This window comes from Leifsonia xyli (assembly GCA_001647635.1).
In the GTDB taxonomy this organism is placed as follows: Bacteria; Actinomycetota; Actinomycetes; order Actinomycetales; family Microbacteriaceae; genus Leifsonia; species Leifsonia xyli_A.
Genome location: CP014761.1, coordinates 2743441 through 2758018 on the forward strand (window position 1 = coordinate 2743441; position 14578 = coordinate 2758018).

Here is a 14578-nt window from a genome sequence, read left to right on the forward strand (position 1 = left end):
CGCTCAAGCCGGTCTCCACGTGGGACGTCTCGGCGCAGACCGGGACGTTCTCGTGGGACTATCCGCTGCGGGTGCCGCCGGCTCCGGCCGGGCCCGCACCGGATTTGGCCTTGTCCTACGACTCCCAGTCCGTCGACGGGCTGACCGGGTCGACGAACAATCAGCCCAGCGCGATCGGGGAGGGGTGGGCCCTGGATGGCACCGGGTTCATCGAACGCTCCTACGTTGGCTGCGCCCAAGACGACGGGCCCACCGGGCCGGTCAAGACCAGCGGCGACCTGTGCTTCAAGAACGCGAACGCTTCCGTCTCGTTCGCCGGGCATTCCGGCCCGCTGGTCCGGGTCGGCGCAACCAACCAGTACCGCCTGGCTAACGATGACGGCACCCGGTTCACCGAGTACACCGGCGCCCCCTGCCAGGCCAACGGCACCGCCAACACCGCCTGCTGGCAGATGGTCACCACCGATGGGACGCAATACTTTTTCGGCCTGAACCGTCTGCCCGGATGGAGTTCCGGCAAGCCCACCACCAACTCCGCCTGGACGGTGCCCGTGTTCGGCAACGATCCGGGCGAGCCCTGCCACGCGGCCACCTTCGCCGCGTCGGCGTGTGATTCCGGGTGGCGGTGGAACCTGGACTACATCGTGGATGTCCACGGCAACGCCCAAGCGCTCTACTACAACGCCCAGACGAACCTCTACGCCCGCAACGGTGCCACACCAGTGTCGTACGTGCGCGGCGGAGAGATCGAGCACATCGACTACGGCCTGACCGCAACAACCATCTACGCGGCCAACGCCGCAACCGGCCGGGTGCTTTTCAGCTACGACGGCAACGGTCGCTGCTCGGATGGCGCGGGTTCCTCCTGCACCCCGCAACCCGTGACCGGACCCGCGGTCAAGCCGTCGAACCCGGCCTCCTACCCCGATGTGCCCTTCGACCAGCTGTGCACCTCCGGCACCTGTGCAGACCAGATCGCGCCGACGTTCTGGACCACCGCCCGGCTGGCCTCGATCAAGACCCAGGTGCAGACGGCTGGCGGGTACAAGGATGTGGACTCGTGGGCACTGAAGCACGCGTTCCCTGCGCCGGGTGATGGCACGTCACCGGCGCTGTGGCTCTCCAGCCTCACCCACACCGGCTACTCCGGATCCTCCTCGCTGACCGAACCCACCGTCACTTTCGCCGGCACCACCATGCAGAACCGGGTGTGGGCGATCGATGGGCTGGCGCCGCTGGACAAATGGCGGATCAGTTCGATCAAGACCGAGCTCGGTGGGACAGTGTCCATCAACTATTCCGACCAGGAATGCACTCCGCCGACCGTGACGCGATTTTCGCCAACCCGGCGGCGAACACGAAACGGTGCTACCCGCAATGGTGGTCCCCGTCCACGAACCCGCCGATGCCGGCGCAGCAGGACCTGTTCCACAAGTACGTGGTGACCTCCACCGTCGAAAACCCCAACACCGGCGGCGCCAGCGCCGCGGGACACCCCACCTATTACTTCTATGGAACCCCCGCCTGGCGGTACAACGACTCCCCGCTGACCCCCGCTGACCGGCGCAGCTGGTCCGTCTTCGCCGGCTACAACACCGCCGAGGAACGCGAGGGTGACGCCAACAAACCGGCCGAGCAGGCCGTGACCAAGTACATCTTCTTCCAAGGTCTGGACGGCGACCGCGCCGCCCCTGCGGGCGGTACCCGGTCCGTCAGCGTCACCGGCACCCCAGGACTGCCGGATTCGCAGCAGTACGCCGGCCGCACCCGCGAGGTGGTCTCCACCAACGGTGTCAGCGGAGCCGTTCTCTCCCGCACCGTAATCACCCCCTGGTCCTCCGCCCCCACCGCGTCCGACGGTGTGCGGGTCGCCCGCTACACGGGGGATGCTGTCACGGTCGAAAGCGAACCGGTGTCCACCGGAGGCGACCGAACCACCACCACCACGGTCACCTTCGACGCGTCCAGCGGTCTTCCGCTGACCGAGCAGGTTGCCCCCTCGGATGCCCCCGCCACGTGCACCACCACTATTTACGGGGCGAACAACGACAGCAAAGTCATCACCGGCAGCATCGCCGAGGTCCTGAAAACCGCCGGAACCTGCGACCAAGCCCCGACCGCCGGCGCCGACCGGCTGATCAGCGACGTGCGCACAAGCTATGACGGCCAGCCGGTCGGAGCGGCCCCCGTGCTCGGACTTGTTACCGGCACAGACGTCGTCACCGGCTTCACCGGCGGAACCAAGGTATGGACCACCTCCTCGACCACCAGCTACGACGCGTTGGGTCGCCCCACCGCGACAACCGACGCGTTGAAGCGGACGACGAAGACCAGTTACACGCCTGCCGGGCCCGGAGCTCCCACCACCGCCACCCAAACAACGAACCCGATGGGGTGGACCACCACCACGACAGTGGACCCGGCGTGGGGCGCCGAACTGACGGTGACCGACGAGAACGGCAAGGTAACCTCCGCCTCCTACGACGCTCTCGGCCGCCGCACCGGTGTGTGGTTGCCCAGCCAGCCGCAGTCGGCCAACCCAACCACCCCCTCGACCAAGTACACCTACACGGTCTCCCAGACCGCAGCCTCGGTGATCACCACGGAAACTGCCCTCACCGACACGGTCAAGACCTCCTACGAGATCGTCGACGGGCTCGGCCGAACCGTCCAAACCCAATCCCCGTCGGCCAGCGGCGGAAGTGTCGTGTCCGACACTGTCTACGACACGCAAGGCCGTGTGGTCACCACGCTCGGCCCGTATTGGGCGACCGCGTCCCCGTCAGGCACCATCTTCGTCCCGACCTCGTGGTCGCAAGTGCCCACCCGCACCGACACCCGCTATGACGCGGCCGGCCGAACCCTCGACACCGTCCTCTACACGTTCGGGGACGAAACCCGCCGCACCAGCTATGCCTACCCCGGCGCCGACCGTGTCGACGTGATCCACCAGCGGGTGGGATCCCCTCCACCACGATCAGCAACTCGCTGGACCAGCGCACCGCCCTGACCCAGTATCAGAACACCACGCCCACCGGCGATGGTCTCACCACCCGGTACGAGTACAACCCGTCCGGCTTAATGACAGCCATGACCGACCCGGTCGGGAACCGGTGGAGCTGGGCGTTCGACCTCCTGGGCAACCAGGTGTCCTCCACCGACCCCGACTCCGGAACCAGCACCTCTACCTACGACCTCGCCGGCAACGTGCTCACCACCACAGACGGGCGCGGCCAAACCCTCGCGTACACCTACGACGAGCTCAACCGGCGCACCGGCAAGTACTCCGGTTCCACGACTGGCCCGCTGCTGGCCTCCTGGGTGTTCGACAGCGTCGCCAAGAACCAGGTGACCTCCGCCACGAGCTACACCGGGTCCGCTCCCGGGAAACCCGGACTGGCGTACACCACCTCCGTCGCCGGCTACGACGACTTCTACAACGCCACCTCCACCACCGTCAGCATCCCCGCCGGAGCGCCCGCGTTCGCAGGGACCACCTACACGGTGGCCTCCTCCTACGGTCGTAACGGCGCACTGCTCGGCCGGGTCCTCCCCGCGGCCGGCGGGCTCCCGTCAGAGCGCATGCGCGTCCTCTACAACGGCGTCGGCGACCTGGACTCCATGTCCGGAAGCTCCACCTACGGCATCCTGTCCTACACACCGCTCGGGCAGGTATCCCAGATCGCCCGCTCCTCCACCTCCGCCCTGTACACCGGGTTCGGCTACCACCCCGGAACCGGGGAACAGACCGAAGTGGTCGACACCATGAAATATGGTGGCGTCTGGACCTCCCTCGCCGACCGGACCCTGCAACGCGACCAAGCCGGCAACGTGACCAGCATCGCCACCACAGGCGCCGCCGGGAACGAAACCCAGTGCTTCACCTACGACCGTCTGCAGAACCTCACCGACGCGTGGACGCCCACCTCCAACGACTGCGCGGCCGCACCCACCGCCACCGCACTCGGCGGGGCCGCACCCTACTGGATGTCCTACAGCGTCGACCCGGCTACCGGGAACCGGACCTCCACCACCAAGCACACCGCCACAGGCGACACGGTCAGTACCTACGCCTACCCAGCAGCAGGGGCTGCCCGGCCGCACGCGGTCACCGCGATCGATGGCGGCCAATACCAGTACGACGGTGCCGGTTCCGTGATCTCCCGGCCCGGTCAGACCCTCACCTGGGATGAGTCCGGGAAACTCTCCACCGTCACCGCCGGCACGAACTCGGAGTCCCGCATCTATGACGCGGACGGGAACCTGTTGCTTTCCGTGTCCACGACCGGGTCGACTCTGTTCCTGGGCGACACGGAGTTGAGCGTGGCGGCCGGGACCACGACCGTGGCCGGTGTGCGCACGTATGACCTGGCGGGTATCCCGGTCGCGGAACGCAAAGCGAAGGCGGGCACCACCGGTTCGACTCTGACTTGGATTTCCGGTGACCTGCAGCACACACAGGATCTCTCGGTCGGTGCCGCTGATGGGAAGGTCACCCGCCGTTTCTCGGACCCGTTCGGGAACCCGCGTGGGGGAGCGGTGTCGTGGGGATCCGCGCACGGGTTCTTGAACGCGCCGACCAGCGCGGTGACCGGGTTGACCCAGTTGGGTGCGCGGGCGTATGACCCGGCAGCAGGCCGGTTCCTCTCGGTGGACCCGGTGCTGGATGCCGCTGATCCGGCGCAGTCCAACGGGTATTCGTACTCCCACAACTCACCGGTCACTCTGTCTGACCCGTCCGGGTTGAAGCCGTCGAAGCAGAAGACGACCGCGAAGTCCAAGACGAAAGCCAAGACGAAGGCGGCGCCGGCGGGAAGACCAAGCCCAAGCAGTCGGCGACCGGGTCGAAGACGAAGTCGTCGTCGAAGGGTTCGTCGGCGAAGAAGAAGGAGGACTGGTGGAACCCGTTCTCCTGGTCCGGGAAGACCTGGCAAAGCGTTGGCGCTGTCGCGGGCGGCATCGGCGTCGGCATAGCGGTGACCGCTGCGGTCCTCGGGCGGCGGCGTGCACAGCTGCCACATTCGGTGCGTGCGGGGCTGCGATCCTCGCCGCGGGAATGATCGGTGGTATCGCGGCCGCCGGGACCACGTACGCACTCCAGCCCGGACCGAAATCCGTCCAAGGCGCCGTCCAGGCCATGACCTGGGGTGCCGCCGGAGGCCTCCTCGGCTCCGCCATCGGCGCCGCCGCCGGATCACTCGCCGCGGCAGCAGGAAGTAAGACTCTTGGCGCTGTTGCGAACAAGGTCGTGGGCAATGGTGTTTCACGCCCCGGAGGCAGTGCCGCTGCAACCACGGGCTCTGACGTTCCCACTCCGTACTCTGGGCAATCCTTGTACCGCGTTTATGGAGGAGACTCAAAAGCAGGTGGGGCCTCGTGGTCCCCGGTGAACCCTTCCACGGTGTCGAATTATCGAGACGCCGCGGGTCTGCCCTCAGGAGGGTCGAGCGGATACTTCAACTCCGGACGATTCGTACTGGAAGGGACGCTGACCGATCCCAGCAAAGTTGTTAAGACTCGATCCGCCGTGGAGCTAGACGGCATGCGTGGAGGGTTGCCCGAGTACATCATCCCGGGATGGCAGGATAGTGGCGCGGTGCGCCTGACAAGGGTGAGCGGTGCAAATCCGGAATTTTAGGAGAGCCATTGAAGGCGTACTACTACATGAGTTCCCTCGACAGTTCGCAATTCGAACAGGTCAGATGCTGCGAGGTCAAGGAAGTGTTGACTTTCGAGACGGGGAAGCCGGCGCTGCTTGTGAACGTAGAACCTGCGGTTCTTGGACAAGCGGTGGACCGGTCTGCTGACATTGACGAGTTGATCCTCACAGCAAGATTTGAAGGCGATAACGTAGCCGCAATCACAACGTTCCCGTGCTTTGTGTACGTCTGCCTGCCGAAGCCCGGCGGCACAATAGAGCATGGACTCAGAGCTGATTCGCTCGACATCGTTGCGTGGGCCGAACTTTATCGCACCGCTGAAGACGCCCGCCTGAAGCGATTTGACACGGGCGCGGGGTAAACAAGAAGGCTCGAGTGGTCTGACGGCTGGTCAGCCGACTACACGCCAGCCGGAGCTTCCAAATACACACTCAAAATACGAATTGGAAACCCGGGTGATTGACAACGAAAATGCCGAAGGCAGATTCGCGCAAGCGATGGACGAGTACAGCCAGCGGATACTACGCGGCGGTCCAGGGGACGTCTACGAGACACTCCTCGCCGGAGGGTACGCGTTTGGAGAAATGTTCGAAGCGCCGCACGGACCCGACACATATCGGATATTCATGAGCATCAGCGATCTCGTAGACGACCCCCAAGGGCCCCATTCGGAGGTTGACGCCTTCGAGGCAGCACGTAAGCTCGCCGAGGAGTGGAATGGGCTGGATGCGAGCGACGAGAGCCTCGTGCACGAATACTTCGAGCGTTGGAGTGCTCAGGTTTAGATATTCACCCAATAGACGCGAGGGATATTTCCCTATCGCATGCCAGCACGAAGTAGGACGACTGGTGGAACCCGTTCTCCTGGTCCGGTAAACCGGAACAACTGGGACGAGTGGTGAGGCTGCGTAATCGTGAGCGGCGTATTCGGCATATTGGTGACGCTCTCGGTCCTCGGGGCGGCGGCGTGCACAGCGGCCACATTCGGTGCGTGCGGGGCGGCGATCCTCGCCGCAGGAATGATCGGCGGGATCGCAGCAGCAGGAACCACCTTCGCACTCCAGCCCGGGCCGAAATCCGTCCAAGGCGCCGTCCAAGCCATGACCTACGGTGCCGCAGGAGGCCTCCTCGGCTCCGCCATCGGCGCCGCCGCCGGATCACTCGCAGGATCGGTTGCCGCCTCAGGAGCGGGGAAGTCTCTGGAGCCGTCGCAAGCAAGGCGAGCGGTGGAGGTAAAGCATCGCCCGGACTGCTTGCTATTGAGGCGCCCACACGGGTGAGCCCTTGGGCGGGCAATTCTGTGAGCCGCCTTTCCAGCCCCGGTGAGAGGATGTATCGCGTGTGGGGCGGCGGAGCTAGCGAGGAGGGTGCATGGCTCACGCCCGTCAAGCCAGCCACGTCCGCGGCGGCACGGCAGGGCCTGGCGTTGCCAGCGGAGAATGCAGCTACATGTCAGCGAAGTAACGCTGCCTGCGGGCGTGCGTATGCAAGTCGGGCAGGCCGCGCCGGCCTTCGATCAACTTGGAGGGTGGCCTCAAGTGCAGCTCCTCGAAAGAATTCCTTCTGGTTCATTTGGGTCGAAAGGAGCCCTGCGATGAAGGACGATCAAATCTTTGAGGTTGACCGTGGGATGCTTCGAATCAATCGCCGCTTCTACAGTTTTGACGAAATGCCGGTGGTGGACGCAAGGAGGACTCGAGACAACGATTCAGCGGTAGTGCTACTCAATGCTCCGTCAGGCGCTGGTCGTGTCCGCAATCTACTTCGTGTAGACCGTGCGGGCAACGTTATTTGGCGTGCGGAGCTCCCCGACAGGGAACCAACTGACTCCTTCACCGCCTTCGAAATACGAGACGGTGCCGTGTCCGCATCGACTTGGAGTGGGCATCGTGTCTTGATTGAAATGAGCTCAGGCCGCATCGTAGGCCAACAATTTACGAAATGAATGGGGGCTGCGATCCTCGCCGCAGGAATGATCGGTGGGATCGCAGCGGCCGCGTCCCGCTTCGTGGTGGAGTTTCTCGACACCGTGCGGGTCAGTTGTTTGATTATGCCGCAGCGAGTTCGGGGATGGTGGCCTCCTCGGGTTCACTGGTTAGTTGGGCCATGGAGTGCTCGCTGAAGTAGCGGCGGCCTGTGCCGTCCCATTCGTCGTGCTGCGCGAAGGCGGGCACCACCGGTTCGACTCTGACTTGGATTTCCGGTGACCTGCAGCACACACAGGATCTCTCGGTCGCCGCCGCTGACGGGAAGGTCACCCGCCGCTTCTCGGACCCGTTCGGGAACCCGCGTGGGGGAGCGGTGTCGTGGGGATCCACGCACGGGTTCTTGAACGCGCCGACCAGTGCGGTGACCGGGCTGACCCAGTTGGGTGCCCGGGCGTATGACCCCGCCGCAGGCCGGTTCCTATCAGTAGACCCGGTGCTGGATGCCGCTGATCCGGCGCAGTCCAACGGGTATTCGTACTCCCACAACTCACCGGTCACTCTGTCTGACCCGTCCGGGTTGAAGCCGTCGAAGCAGAAGTCCACGCCGAAGTCCAAGACAAAGGCGAAGACGAAGGCGGCGCCGGCGGGCAAGACCAAGCCCAAGCAGTCGGCGACCGGGTCGAAGACGAAGTCGTCGTCGAAGCGTTCGTCGGCGAAGAAGAAGGAGGACTGGTGGAACCCGTTCTCCTGGTCCGGGAAGACCTGGCAAAGCGTTGGCGCTGTCGCGGCCGGCATCGGCGTCGGCATAGCGGTGGCCGCCGCGGTCCTCGGCGCGGCGGCGTGCACAGCTGCCACATTCGGTGCGTGCGGGGCTGCGATCCTCGCCGCGGGAATGATCGGCGGGATCGCAGCAGCAGGAACCACCTACGCGCTGCAGCCCGGGCTGAAGTCCGTGCAGGGAGCCGTCCAGGCTATGACCTGGGGTGCCGCCGGAGGGCTCCTCGGCTCCGCCATCGGCGCCGCCGCCGGCTCCGTGGCGGGATTGGTCGCCGCCTCCAGCAGCGGGAAAACCCTCGGAAGCATCGCCAGCAAGGTGGAAAGCGCGGGGCCGGTTCGGCACCCCAGATCAAGGCGGGCTCTGCGGGCGGTCCTACGGCGGGCAAGTCCTTCCCGCGTAGCATCAAGGAGCAGACTCTCAACGAGAACCCTGACACGTGCGTCTACTGCCAAATGAAGACGGACAGCCCCCAAATCGATCACGTCATCCCCAAGTCGCGAGGTGGAAATGCAACCCTTGAAAATGCCCAAACCACATGCGGCTGGTGTAATCCATCCAAAGGCGCTAGGGACTTTCCAGTGAATCCTCCTCCGGGTTATCGCGGCGCTTGGCCACCAGAGTGGTGGCGAAACGAGTGAACGCGATGAGAGAGGCAATCCACCGGGATCCTGTTTGGCGCAGTCAAGCGGACTTCGTTATCGGGGTGTCGATCGATCCTCAGTCAACTTCCGTCTCTACCGAGCAGTTGTGGGCGAAGAAGGTGGGGCCGACGCGGTATCAAGTCTGCTGCGTCCCATTCTTCGCGTATGACTTGGCGCTTGGGGACATCGTCGAAGTGGACGCCTCCTACATGATCGAGCGGGTCGTCGCGCGTTCGGGCCGGTTCGTGTTCCGCGTTTATTTTCCTGAGGCGATGTTCGGTGTGCGTGACGAGGTGATTGCGGAGCTGACAGGGCTCGGTGCACTTGTGGAGTGGTCGTCGTCGAGCATGTTTGCTGTAGATGTGCCCCATGAGCGCAGCGCACGTGCTGTATCGGACTACCTGTCCGCGCAAGAAGCTCAAGGGCGGCTGATCTACGAGACGGGGAAGACGCGCTAATCGAAGCGCTGCGGCCGCTGGATCGGGCCGCACCACAGTTGGAAACGCTCCCGACACGCAAAATGGCGCCTGGGAGGCGGTAACGCGGCAAGGGATACCGATTGCGTGTACGCCGGAAGAGCTCGTGGCGATAGTTACCGAGATGCGATGAAGAGCGCCTTCATTCTTTCGGAGGACCCGGCTCTGTTCGAGACATTCGTTCTTGTCGTCGCGGAGAGTAGTAGCTGCGCAGTAGTGCTCGATAGATTTGGAGTTGGCCGATGACTGCGGACGAGATAACGGTGAGAGCGCGGGAGCGCGCCGACCATCATGGAGTCGCGCAGTGGGTCGGGCTGATGAGAGTGTTGCTAGACGAACTGGCTCGGACTCGCTTGCCGGTTGAGGTCCTTCCCGCATACACGTTTGCGCAGGGGTATTGGCGCGGCGAGACGAGCAATATCTCACCACTGGACGAACAAAGAGCCCACGTGTGGTCCTACCTTGACCAGTTTCCCGGCCAGACTGATGTGCAAGATAGAAATGGTCGAGTTGCCCGGGCACTTCTCTGCGTCCTCAGCCCAGATGGGGATGACGAACGTTTTTCGATGACCGCTGAATGGTTCGCGGCGATGACAGATCGCACTGTTCCCGAGCAGCCTCAAGGCGGCTGAAGTTCCTTCAGAAGCCGTACCGGCGCTCCATCGGGCGTGGGGACTTCCACCGCGGCATCGACCACTGGCCGCACTACAGTCGGATACGCGCCCGACATGCCGGTGCTTGGGAGGCAGCAGAACGGCAAGGAGTACCTAGCGGGCGTATGCCCGCCGAGTTCGTAGGGATCTTTAAGGAGATGCGATGAAGAGCGCCTTCATTCTTTCGGAGGACCCGGCTCTGTTCGAGACCTTCAGTGCTCTTATCGTCGCGGAGGGCGGCCGGACCGCCGGCCACGACTACGCTCAGATCTCTGACCGTCAGGGACGAATCATGACGGTATTCGCGCTCGAATCCGACGACGACCTCTCGATACCGCCTGATCGAGTTGTCGGCATGCCGCCGTTGTCGCCGCTCTCGTCTCTTGCTGCATGCTCGGTCGAATTCAGGTGGGAGCAGATCGTCGTTCATTGGTTCAAGGCGGTTGCACGTGAAGTCGAGGGCGGAGCCTGGTTACTGGACAGTGACGGAGTGCTTTGGTCGGTCCACTCAATCGATCCGGAGCATGTGAACCTGTGAAACCAGAATTGCGGTTGCAAAGGGCGCAGTGTCAGGCGCGCTGCACAATCTAGAGGGGTGTGAACGGAAGCACTCTGAGTCACAGGATTGAGCGCTGCGGGTCGCCGAGGGAGGCACCCGCGAGCGCCAGGTGCGCGCGGGTCTGCTCGGCGGGGTCGGCGTCGAGCCACTCGTGGCCGCCCCACTCGCTGCACAGGATGCCGTCGAAGGCGGGAGCCGCGTCGCGCAGCAGTGCGCCGAGGTCGCGCAGCGGCTGGGAGACGCGGCCGTCGGCGTCGTCGAGGTCCCAGAACTTGAGGTGGAAGCCGCCGACCAGCGGCAGGATCTCGCGGACGACCCCCACCGGGGAGCGTCCGAACCGGACGAGCAGGTCCATGTACAGCGCCATGGAGGTCGGCGGCACCGCGCCCGAGCGCAGGTGCGACGCGACCGCGTCCAGCGTCTCCGGCTCCAGCCACGCGACCGTCAGTCGCTCCAGCAACGGGCGGGGGATGCTCGGCGCGAGCGCGGCGAGGTAGGTGACCGGCAGCGCGGGCATGAACATGCTGGTGTCGACCAGCAGCCGGATGCGCGCGTCGTCCAGCGCCACGATGTCATCGAGCGCGTGGGCGACGTGCGGCGCATCCGGGGTCTGCTGCCCCTGCACCTCTTCGTACAGGGTCAGCCCGAGCTCGTGCAGCACCGGCTGCAGGCGGCGCAGCAGCGCCGGTCCCGCCTGGCCGATCGGCAGGCGCACCCCCTCGGCGCCGAGGTCCTGGGCGGTCCGAAACTGGGGGAGGAGGAAGTCGTAGCGCTCGTCGTCATCGCGCCGGCGGGTGGGACTCAGCCAATCGTCGAGGCTGGCGCCGACGATGCCGACCCGGCCGCCCGCGGCCGCGATCCGCTCGCGCAGATCGACCGCCTCCACGCTCGAGGTCCCGGGGTACGAGCGCCACAGCTGGCCCGGCTCCAGCTCGACGACGGGTGCGATTCCAGTGGCGACGATCCCGACCGCGATGTCGGTGGCGGGCCGTTCGGCGCGGAGCACCTCGGGCGTCCAGTTGAACGCGCTGGCGGCGAGCGTCCACGGCGCGCCGCCGGTCGCCTCCACCTGCCGCTCGTCGCGGAAGTCGAGTACGAGCGGCGCGTCCGGGCCTCCCGGGAGGTACGGGATGAGGAGCCGGAACGACACGACGACGTGGTGCGAGCCGACCCGCAACGGTCGGGATCCGCGAAGCGCGATGCGGTCCTGGAGAAACCACCAGCCGTCGCCGTCCGGTACCTCGACCGTGCACTCGTCGCCGTCGATGCGGACGCGGACGTCGGAGACGCTGGAGAGCGGCAGCGACCGGATCCACGGCAGGCTCACCCGCAGGACGAAGCCGGCGGCGTCGGCCGTCAGCGCGTCGTCCCGCAGGATCGGCAGGGCCATTCTCAGGCAGCCGCCTTGACGCCATCGACCGTCGGGCGGCCGTCGGCGAACCAGCGGGGGAAGGTCACGTCGAACAGCTCCTCGATGGCGAGCTGGGCGCCTCCGCGCAGCGGCTCCTTCTCGTCGCCGATGGAGCGCACGATCGACAGATCCCGCGTCGCCAGCGGGAGCGAGAGCTCGTAAACACGCTGCCGGACCTCGGCCAGGAAGATCTCGCCCGCCGAGGACACGGCACCGCCGACCACGATCACGCTCGGGTTGAACATGTTGACGAGAGCCGCAATGGACTCGCCGATGAGCCGTGCGGACCGCTGGACCAGCGAGATCGCCAGGGCGTCGCCGTCCATCGCCGCGAGCGCGATGTTCGCCGGAGTGATCGGCTCGCCCCGCTCGGCCAGGCCGGCGAGGATGCCGCCCGCGCCGTCGGCGATCGCCTGCTCCGCGTCGCGTGCGATCGCCCAGCCGGAGGCCTCCGCTTCGAGGCAACCGATCTTGCCGCACCGGCACTGAGCGGTCGAGTCCTGCACTCGGACGTGGCCGATGTCACCGGCCGCGCCGTTCGCACCCCTGTGGATGCGGCCGTGCGAGACAAGTCCGGCGCCGATCCCGCTGCCCACCTTGCAGTAGATGAGGTCGACGTTGTCGTCGTGGCGGTGGCTGCGCTCGGTGAGCGCGAGGAGGTTGACGTCGTTGTCGACCCAGACCGGTGCGTCGAAGCGCTGCTCGAATCGGCCCCGTACGTCGAAGCCGTTCCAGCCCGGCATGATGGGCGGCGCCACGGGGGAACCGGTCTCGAAGTCGACGGGACCGGGGACGCCGACCGCGACCGCCCACACGGGACGGCTCTCGCTCTGCGCCAGGAGCTCGTCGAGCATCCCGAGGGCCGTCTCGATGGTCTCCGTCGGACCGCGGCCGATGTCCCAAGGACGATGGGCCTCGGCCGACACGTTCCCCGCGAGGTCGGAGAGCCCGACGCGGATGTGGAGGGCGCCGAGCGCGCAGACGACGATGTGGCCCTGATCGGCGCGGAAGCGCAGTGTCCGCGGCGCGCGACCTCCCGACGACGGTCCGTATTCGCCGTCCTCGAGGAATCCCATCTCGATCGCCGCATCGACGCGCTGCGTCACGACGCCGCGGCCGAGGCCCGTGAGGCGCCCGATCTCGGGGCGCGTGTCGGCCTCCCCTGTGCGCACGAGATTGACCACGCGGAGCAGGCTCATCACCTCGTCCGTCTGCGCGCCGAATCGGAGTGCGGATTCCCTGGCCATGCTCGATTCTGACACAAGAGCGGGTGCTTTCGTCGCGCGCGCCCCCTTCTTGAGTCGTACTGCGACTGAAGTTTGACCGATACGCACCTTGGAAATCACTCTCATTGATCCCCCGCATAGCCGATATGCGGTTCCCCGATGAAAGCGCGCCCCCGAGAGTTGATACCGGGCACCCACCTCCGCCCGTCTGGAAAGGATCAAGGATGATCAAGCTTCTCTCCCACCTGTCGTATGTGGAGATCACGTCCCCCGATGTCGAGGCGTCCGTGAAGTTCTACGAGGAACAGGTCGGGCTGACCGTCGTCGATCGCATCGACGGCTCCGTCTACCTCCGCTGCTGGGGCGACTACTACGCCTACTCGGTCGTCGTCTCGCCCGGCCCCGAGCCGACGCTCGTGACGATGGCCTGGCGCACTTCGAGCGCCGAGGCTCTGGAGGAGGCGGCTTCGCGCGTCCAGGCCGCCGGCATCGAGGGCGAGTGGCTGGATGACGTGCACACCATCGGCCGCGCATTCCGGTTCACGGGTCCGTGGGGTCACTCGATGACCCTGCACTGGGACGTGACGCGCCACCAGGCACCCGGCCACGTCGCGTCGATCTACCCGGACCGCCCGGAGAAGCGCAGCAAGGTCGCGGGCGCTCCGCGTCAGCTCGACCACGTCACGATCGCGACCAGCGACGTCGACGCCTTCGCGGCCTGGTACAACGACGTGCTCGGCTTCCGCATCATGGCCCGCACGGTGCTCGACGAAGCGCCGGTCTCGATCTTCTCGGTGCTGACCACGAACGAGAAGTCGCACGACCTCGGAGTCGTGCTCGACGGATCCACCCGGGCCGGCCGCGTCAACCACTACGCGTTCTGGGTCGACACCTACGAGGAGCTGCTGATCGCGGCCGACACCCTGATGGAGAACGGGGTGCCGATCGAGTACGGCCCCTCCATCCACGGGATCGGCGAGCAGACGTTCCTCTACTACCGCGAGCCGTCGACGCTGCGGATCGAGCTCAACACCGGCGGCTACCGCAACTACGTGCCGGACTGGCAGCCGAACACCTGGAAGCCGTCGCTCGGCTCGAACAACTTCTACCGCAACGGCGCCATGCCGATGTCGATGACGGAGTCGTTCCCCGCGGCCGACGGCCCGAGCGCGACGGAGGAGGGCGTCCCGGACGAGATCAAGGACGCGCTGCTCAACCCGTACGCCGTCCAGGGCCGGGGCTGACC

General features: G+C 65.8%; 10 protein-coding genes. 7 read left to right on the plus strand and 3 right to left on the minus strand.

The window, feature by feature from the left end; all coding sequences use genetic code 11:
• Positions 1-110 precede the first annotated feature (110 nt).
• The 4 genes from A0130_13525 to A0130_13540 all read left to right on the plus strand — a co-directional run bounded on the left by A0130_13525 (position 111) and on the right by A0130_13540 (position 6445).
• On the plus strand, positions 111-1445 hold the full coding sequence (locus tag A0130_13525; protein ANF32553.1) for a hypothetical protein: 1335 nt from the start codon (positions 111-113) through the stop codon (positions 1443-1445).
• Entirely contained in the window at positions 1406-3010 is a 1605-nt protein-coding gene (locus tag A0130_13530; GenBank protein ANF32554.1) for a hypothetical protein, read from the plus strand. The genes A0130_13525 and A0130_13530 overlap by 40 nt, the downstream gene beginning before the upstream one ends.
• An 80-nt stretch (positions 3011-3090) precedes the next feature.
• Positions 3091-4974 (plus strand): hypothetical protein, encoded by a 1884-nt coding sequence (locus A0130_13535; GenBank protein ID ANF32555.1) that lies wholly within the window; start codon positions 3091-3093, stop codon positions 4972-4974.
• Positions 4975-6157: 1183 nt separating this feature from the next.
• The gene (locus A0130_13540) at positions 6158-6445 is read left to right on the plus strand and encodes a hypothetical protein (protein ID ANF32556.1); all 288 of its coding nucleotides are present in this window, start codon (positions 6158-6160) and stop codon (positions 6443-6445) included.
• 1263 nt (positions 6446-7708) lie between these two features.
• Here the strand turns inward: A0130_13540 and A0130_13545 are convergent.
• Positions 7709-8434 (minus strand): hypothetical protein, encoded by a 726-nt coding sequence (locus A0130_13545; GenBank protein ID ANF32557.1) that lies wholly within the window; start codon positions 8432-8434, stop codon positions 7709-7711.
• 575 nt (positions 8435-9009) lie between these two features.
• Between A0130_13545 and A0130_13550 the strand changes: the two genes are divergently transcribed.
• Positions 9010-9465, plus strand: coding sequence for a hypothetical protein (locus A0130_13550; protein ID ANF32558.1), 456 nt, complete (start codon positions 9010-9012; stop codon positions 9463-9465).
• 834 nt (positions 9466-10299) lie between these two features.
• Positions 10300-10674: a hypothetical protein gene (locus A0130_13555; protein ANF32559.1), complete on the plus strand. Its 375-nt coding sequence runs from the start codon at positions 10300-10302 to the stop codon at positions 10672-10674.
• A 79-nt stretch (positions 10675-10753) separates the two neighbouring features.
• Here the strand turns inward: A0130_13555 and A0130_13560 are convergent, their stop codons facing one another.
• Both A0130_13560 and A0130_13565 read right to left on the minus strand, forming a co-directional pair.
• The gene (locus A0130_13560) at positions 10754-11764 is read right to left on the minus strand and encodes a restriction endonuclease subunit R (GenBank protein ID ANF33444.1); all 1011 of its coding nucleotides are present in this window, start codon (positions 11762-11764) and stop codon (positions 10754-10756) included.
• A gap of 323 nt (positions 11765-12087) precedes the next feature.
• The gene (locus A0130_13565; GenBank protein ID ANF32560.1) at positions 12088-13353 is read right to left on the minus strand and encodes a transcriptional regulator; all 1266 of its coding nucleotides are present in this window, start codon (positions 13351-13353) and stop codon (positions 12088-12090) included.
• A gap of 203 nt (positions 13354-13556) precedes the next feature.
• Between A0130_13565 and A0130_13570 the strand changes: the two genes are divergently transcribed.
• Complete coding sequence (locus tag A0130_13570) at positions 13557-14576, plus strand: catechol 1,2-dioxygenase (GenBank protein ANF32561.1); 1020 nt, start codon at positions 13557-13559, stop codon at positions 14574-14576.
• Positions 14577-14578: the final 2 nt, after the last annotated feature.

Excerpts from the sequence above, each read along its gene's own strand:
- A0130_13530 (ANF32554.1), top strand. The coding sequence starts at position 1,406 with ATGCCGGCGCAGCAGGACCTGTTCCACAAGTACGTGGTGACCTCCACC.
- A0130_13535 (ANF32555.1), top strand. The coding sequence starts at position 3,091 with ATGACCGACCCGGTCGGGAACCGGTGGAGCTGGGCGTTCGACCTCCTG.
- A0130_13540 (ANF32556.1), top strand. The coding sequence starts at position 6,158 with ATGGACGAGTACAGCCAGCGGATACTACGCGGCGGTCCAGGGGACGTC.
- A0130_13550 (ANF32558.1), top strand. The coding sequence starts at position 9,010 with ATGAGAGAGGCAATCCACCGGGATCCTGTTTGGCGCAGTCAAGCGGAC.
- A0130_13555 (ANF32559.1), top strand. The coding sequence starts at position 10,300 with ATGAAGAGCGCCTTCATTCTTTCGGAGGACCCGGCTCTGTTCGAGACC.
- A0130_13565 (ANF32560.1), bottom strand. The coding sequence starts at position 13,353 with ATGGCCAGGGAATCCGCACTCCGATTCGGCGCGCAGACGGACGAGGTG.
- A0130_13570 (ANF32561.1), top strand. The coding sequence starts at position 13,557 with ATGATCAAGCTTCTCTCCCACCTGTCGTATGTGGAGATCACGTCCCCC.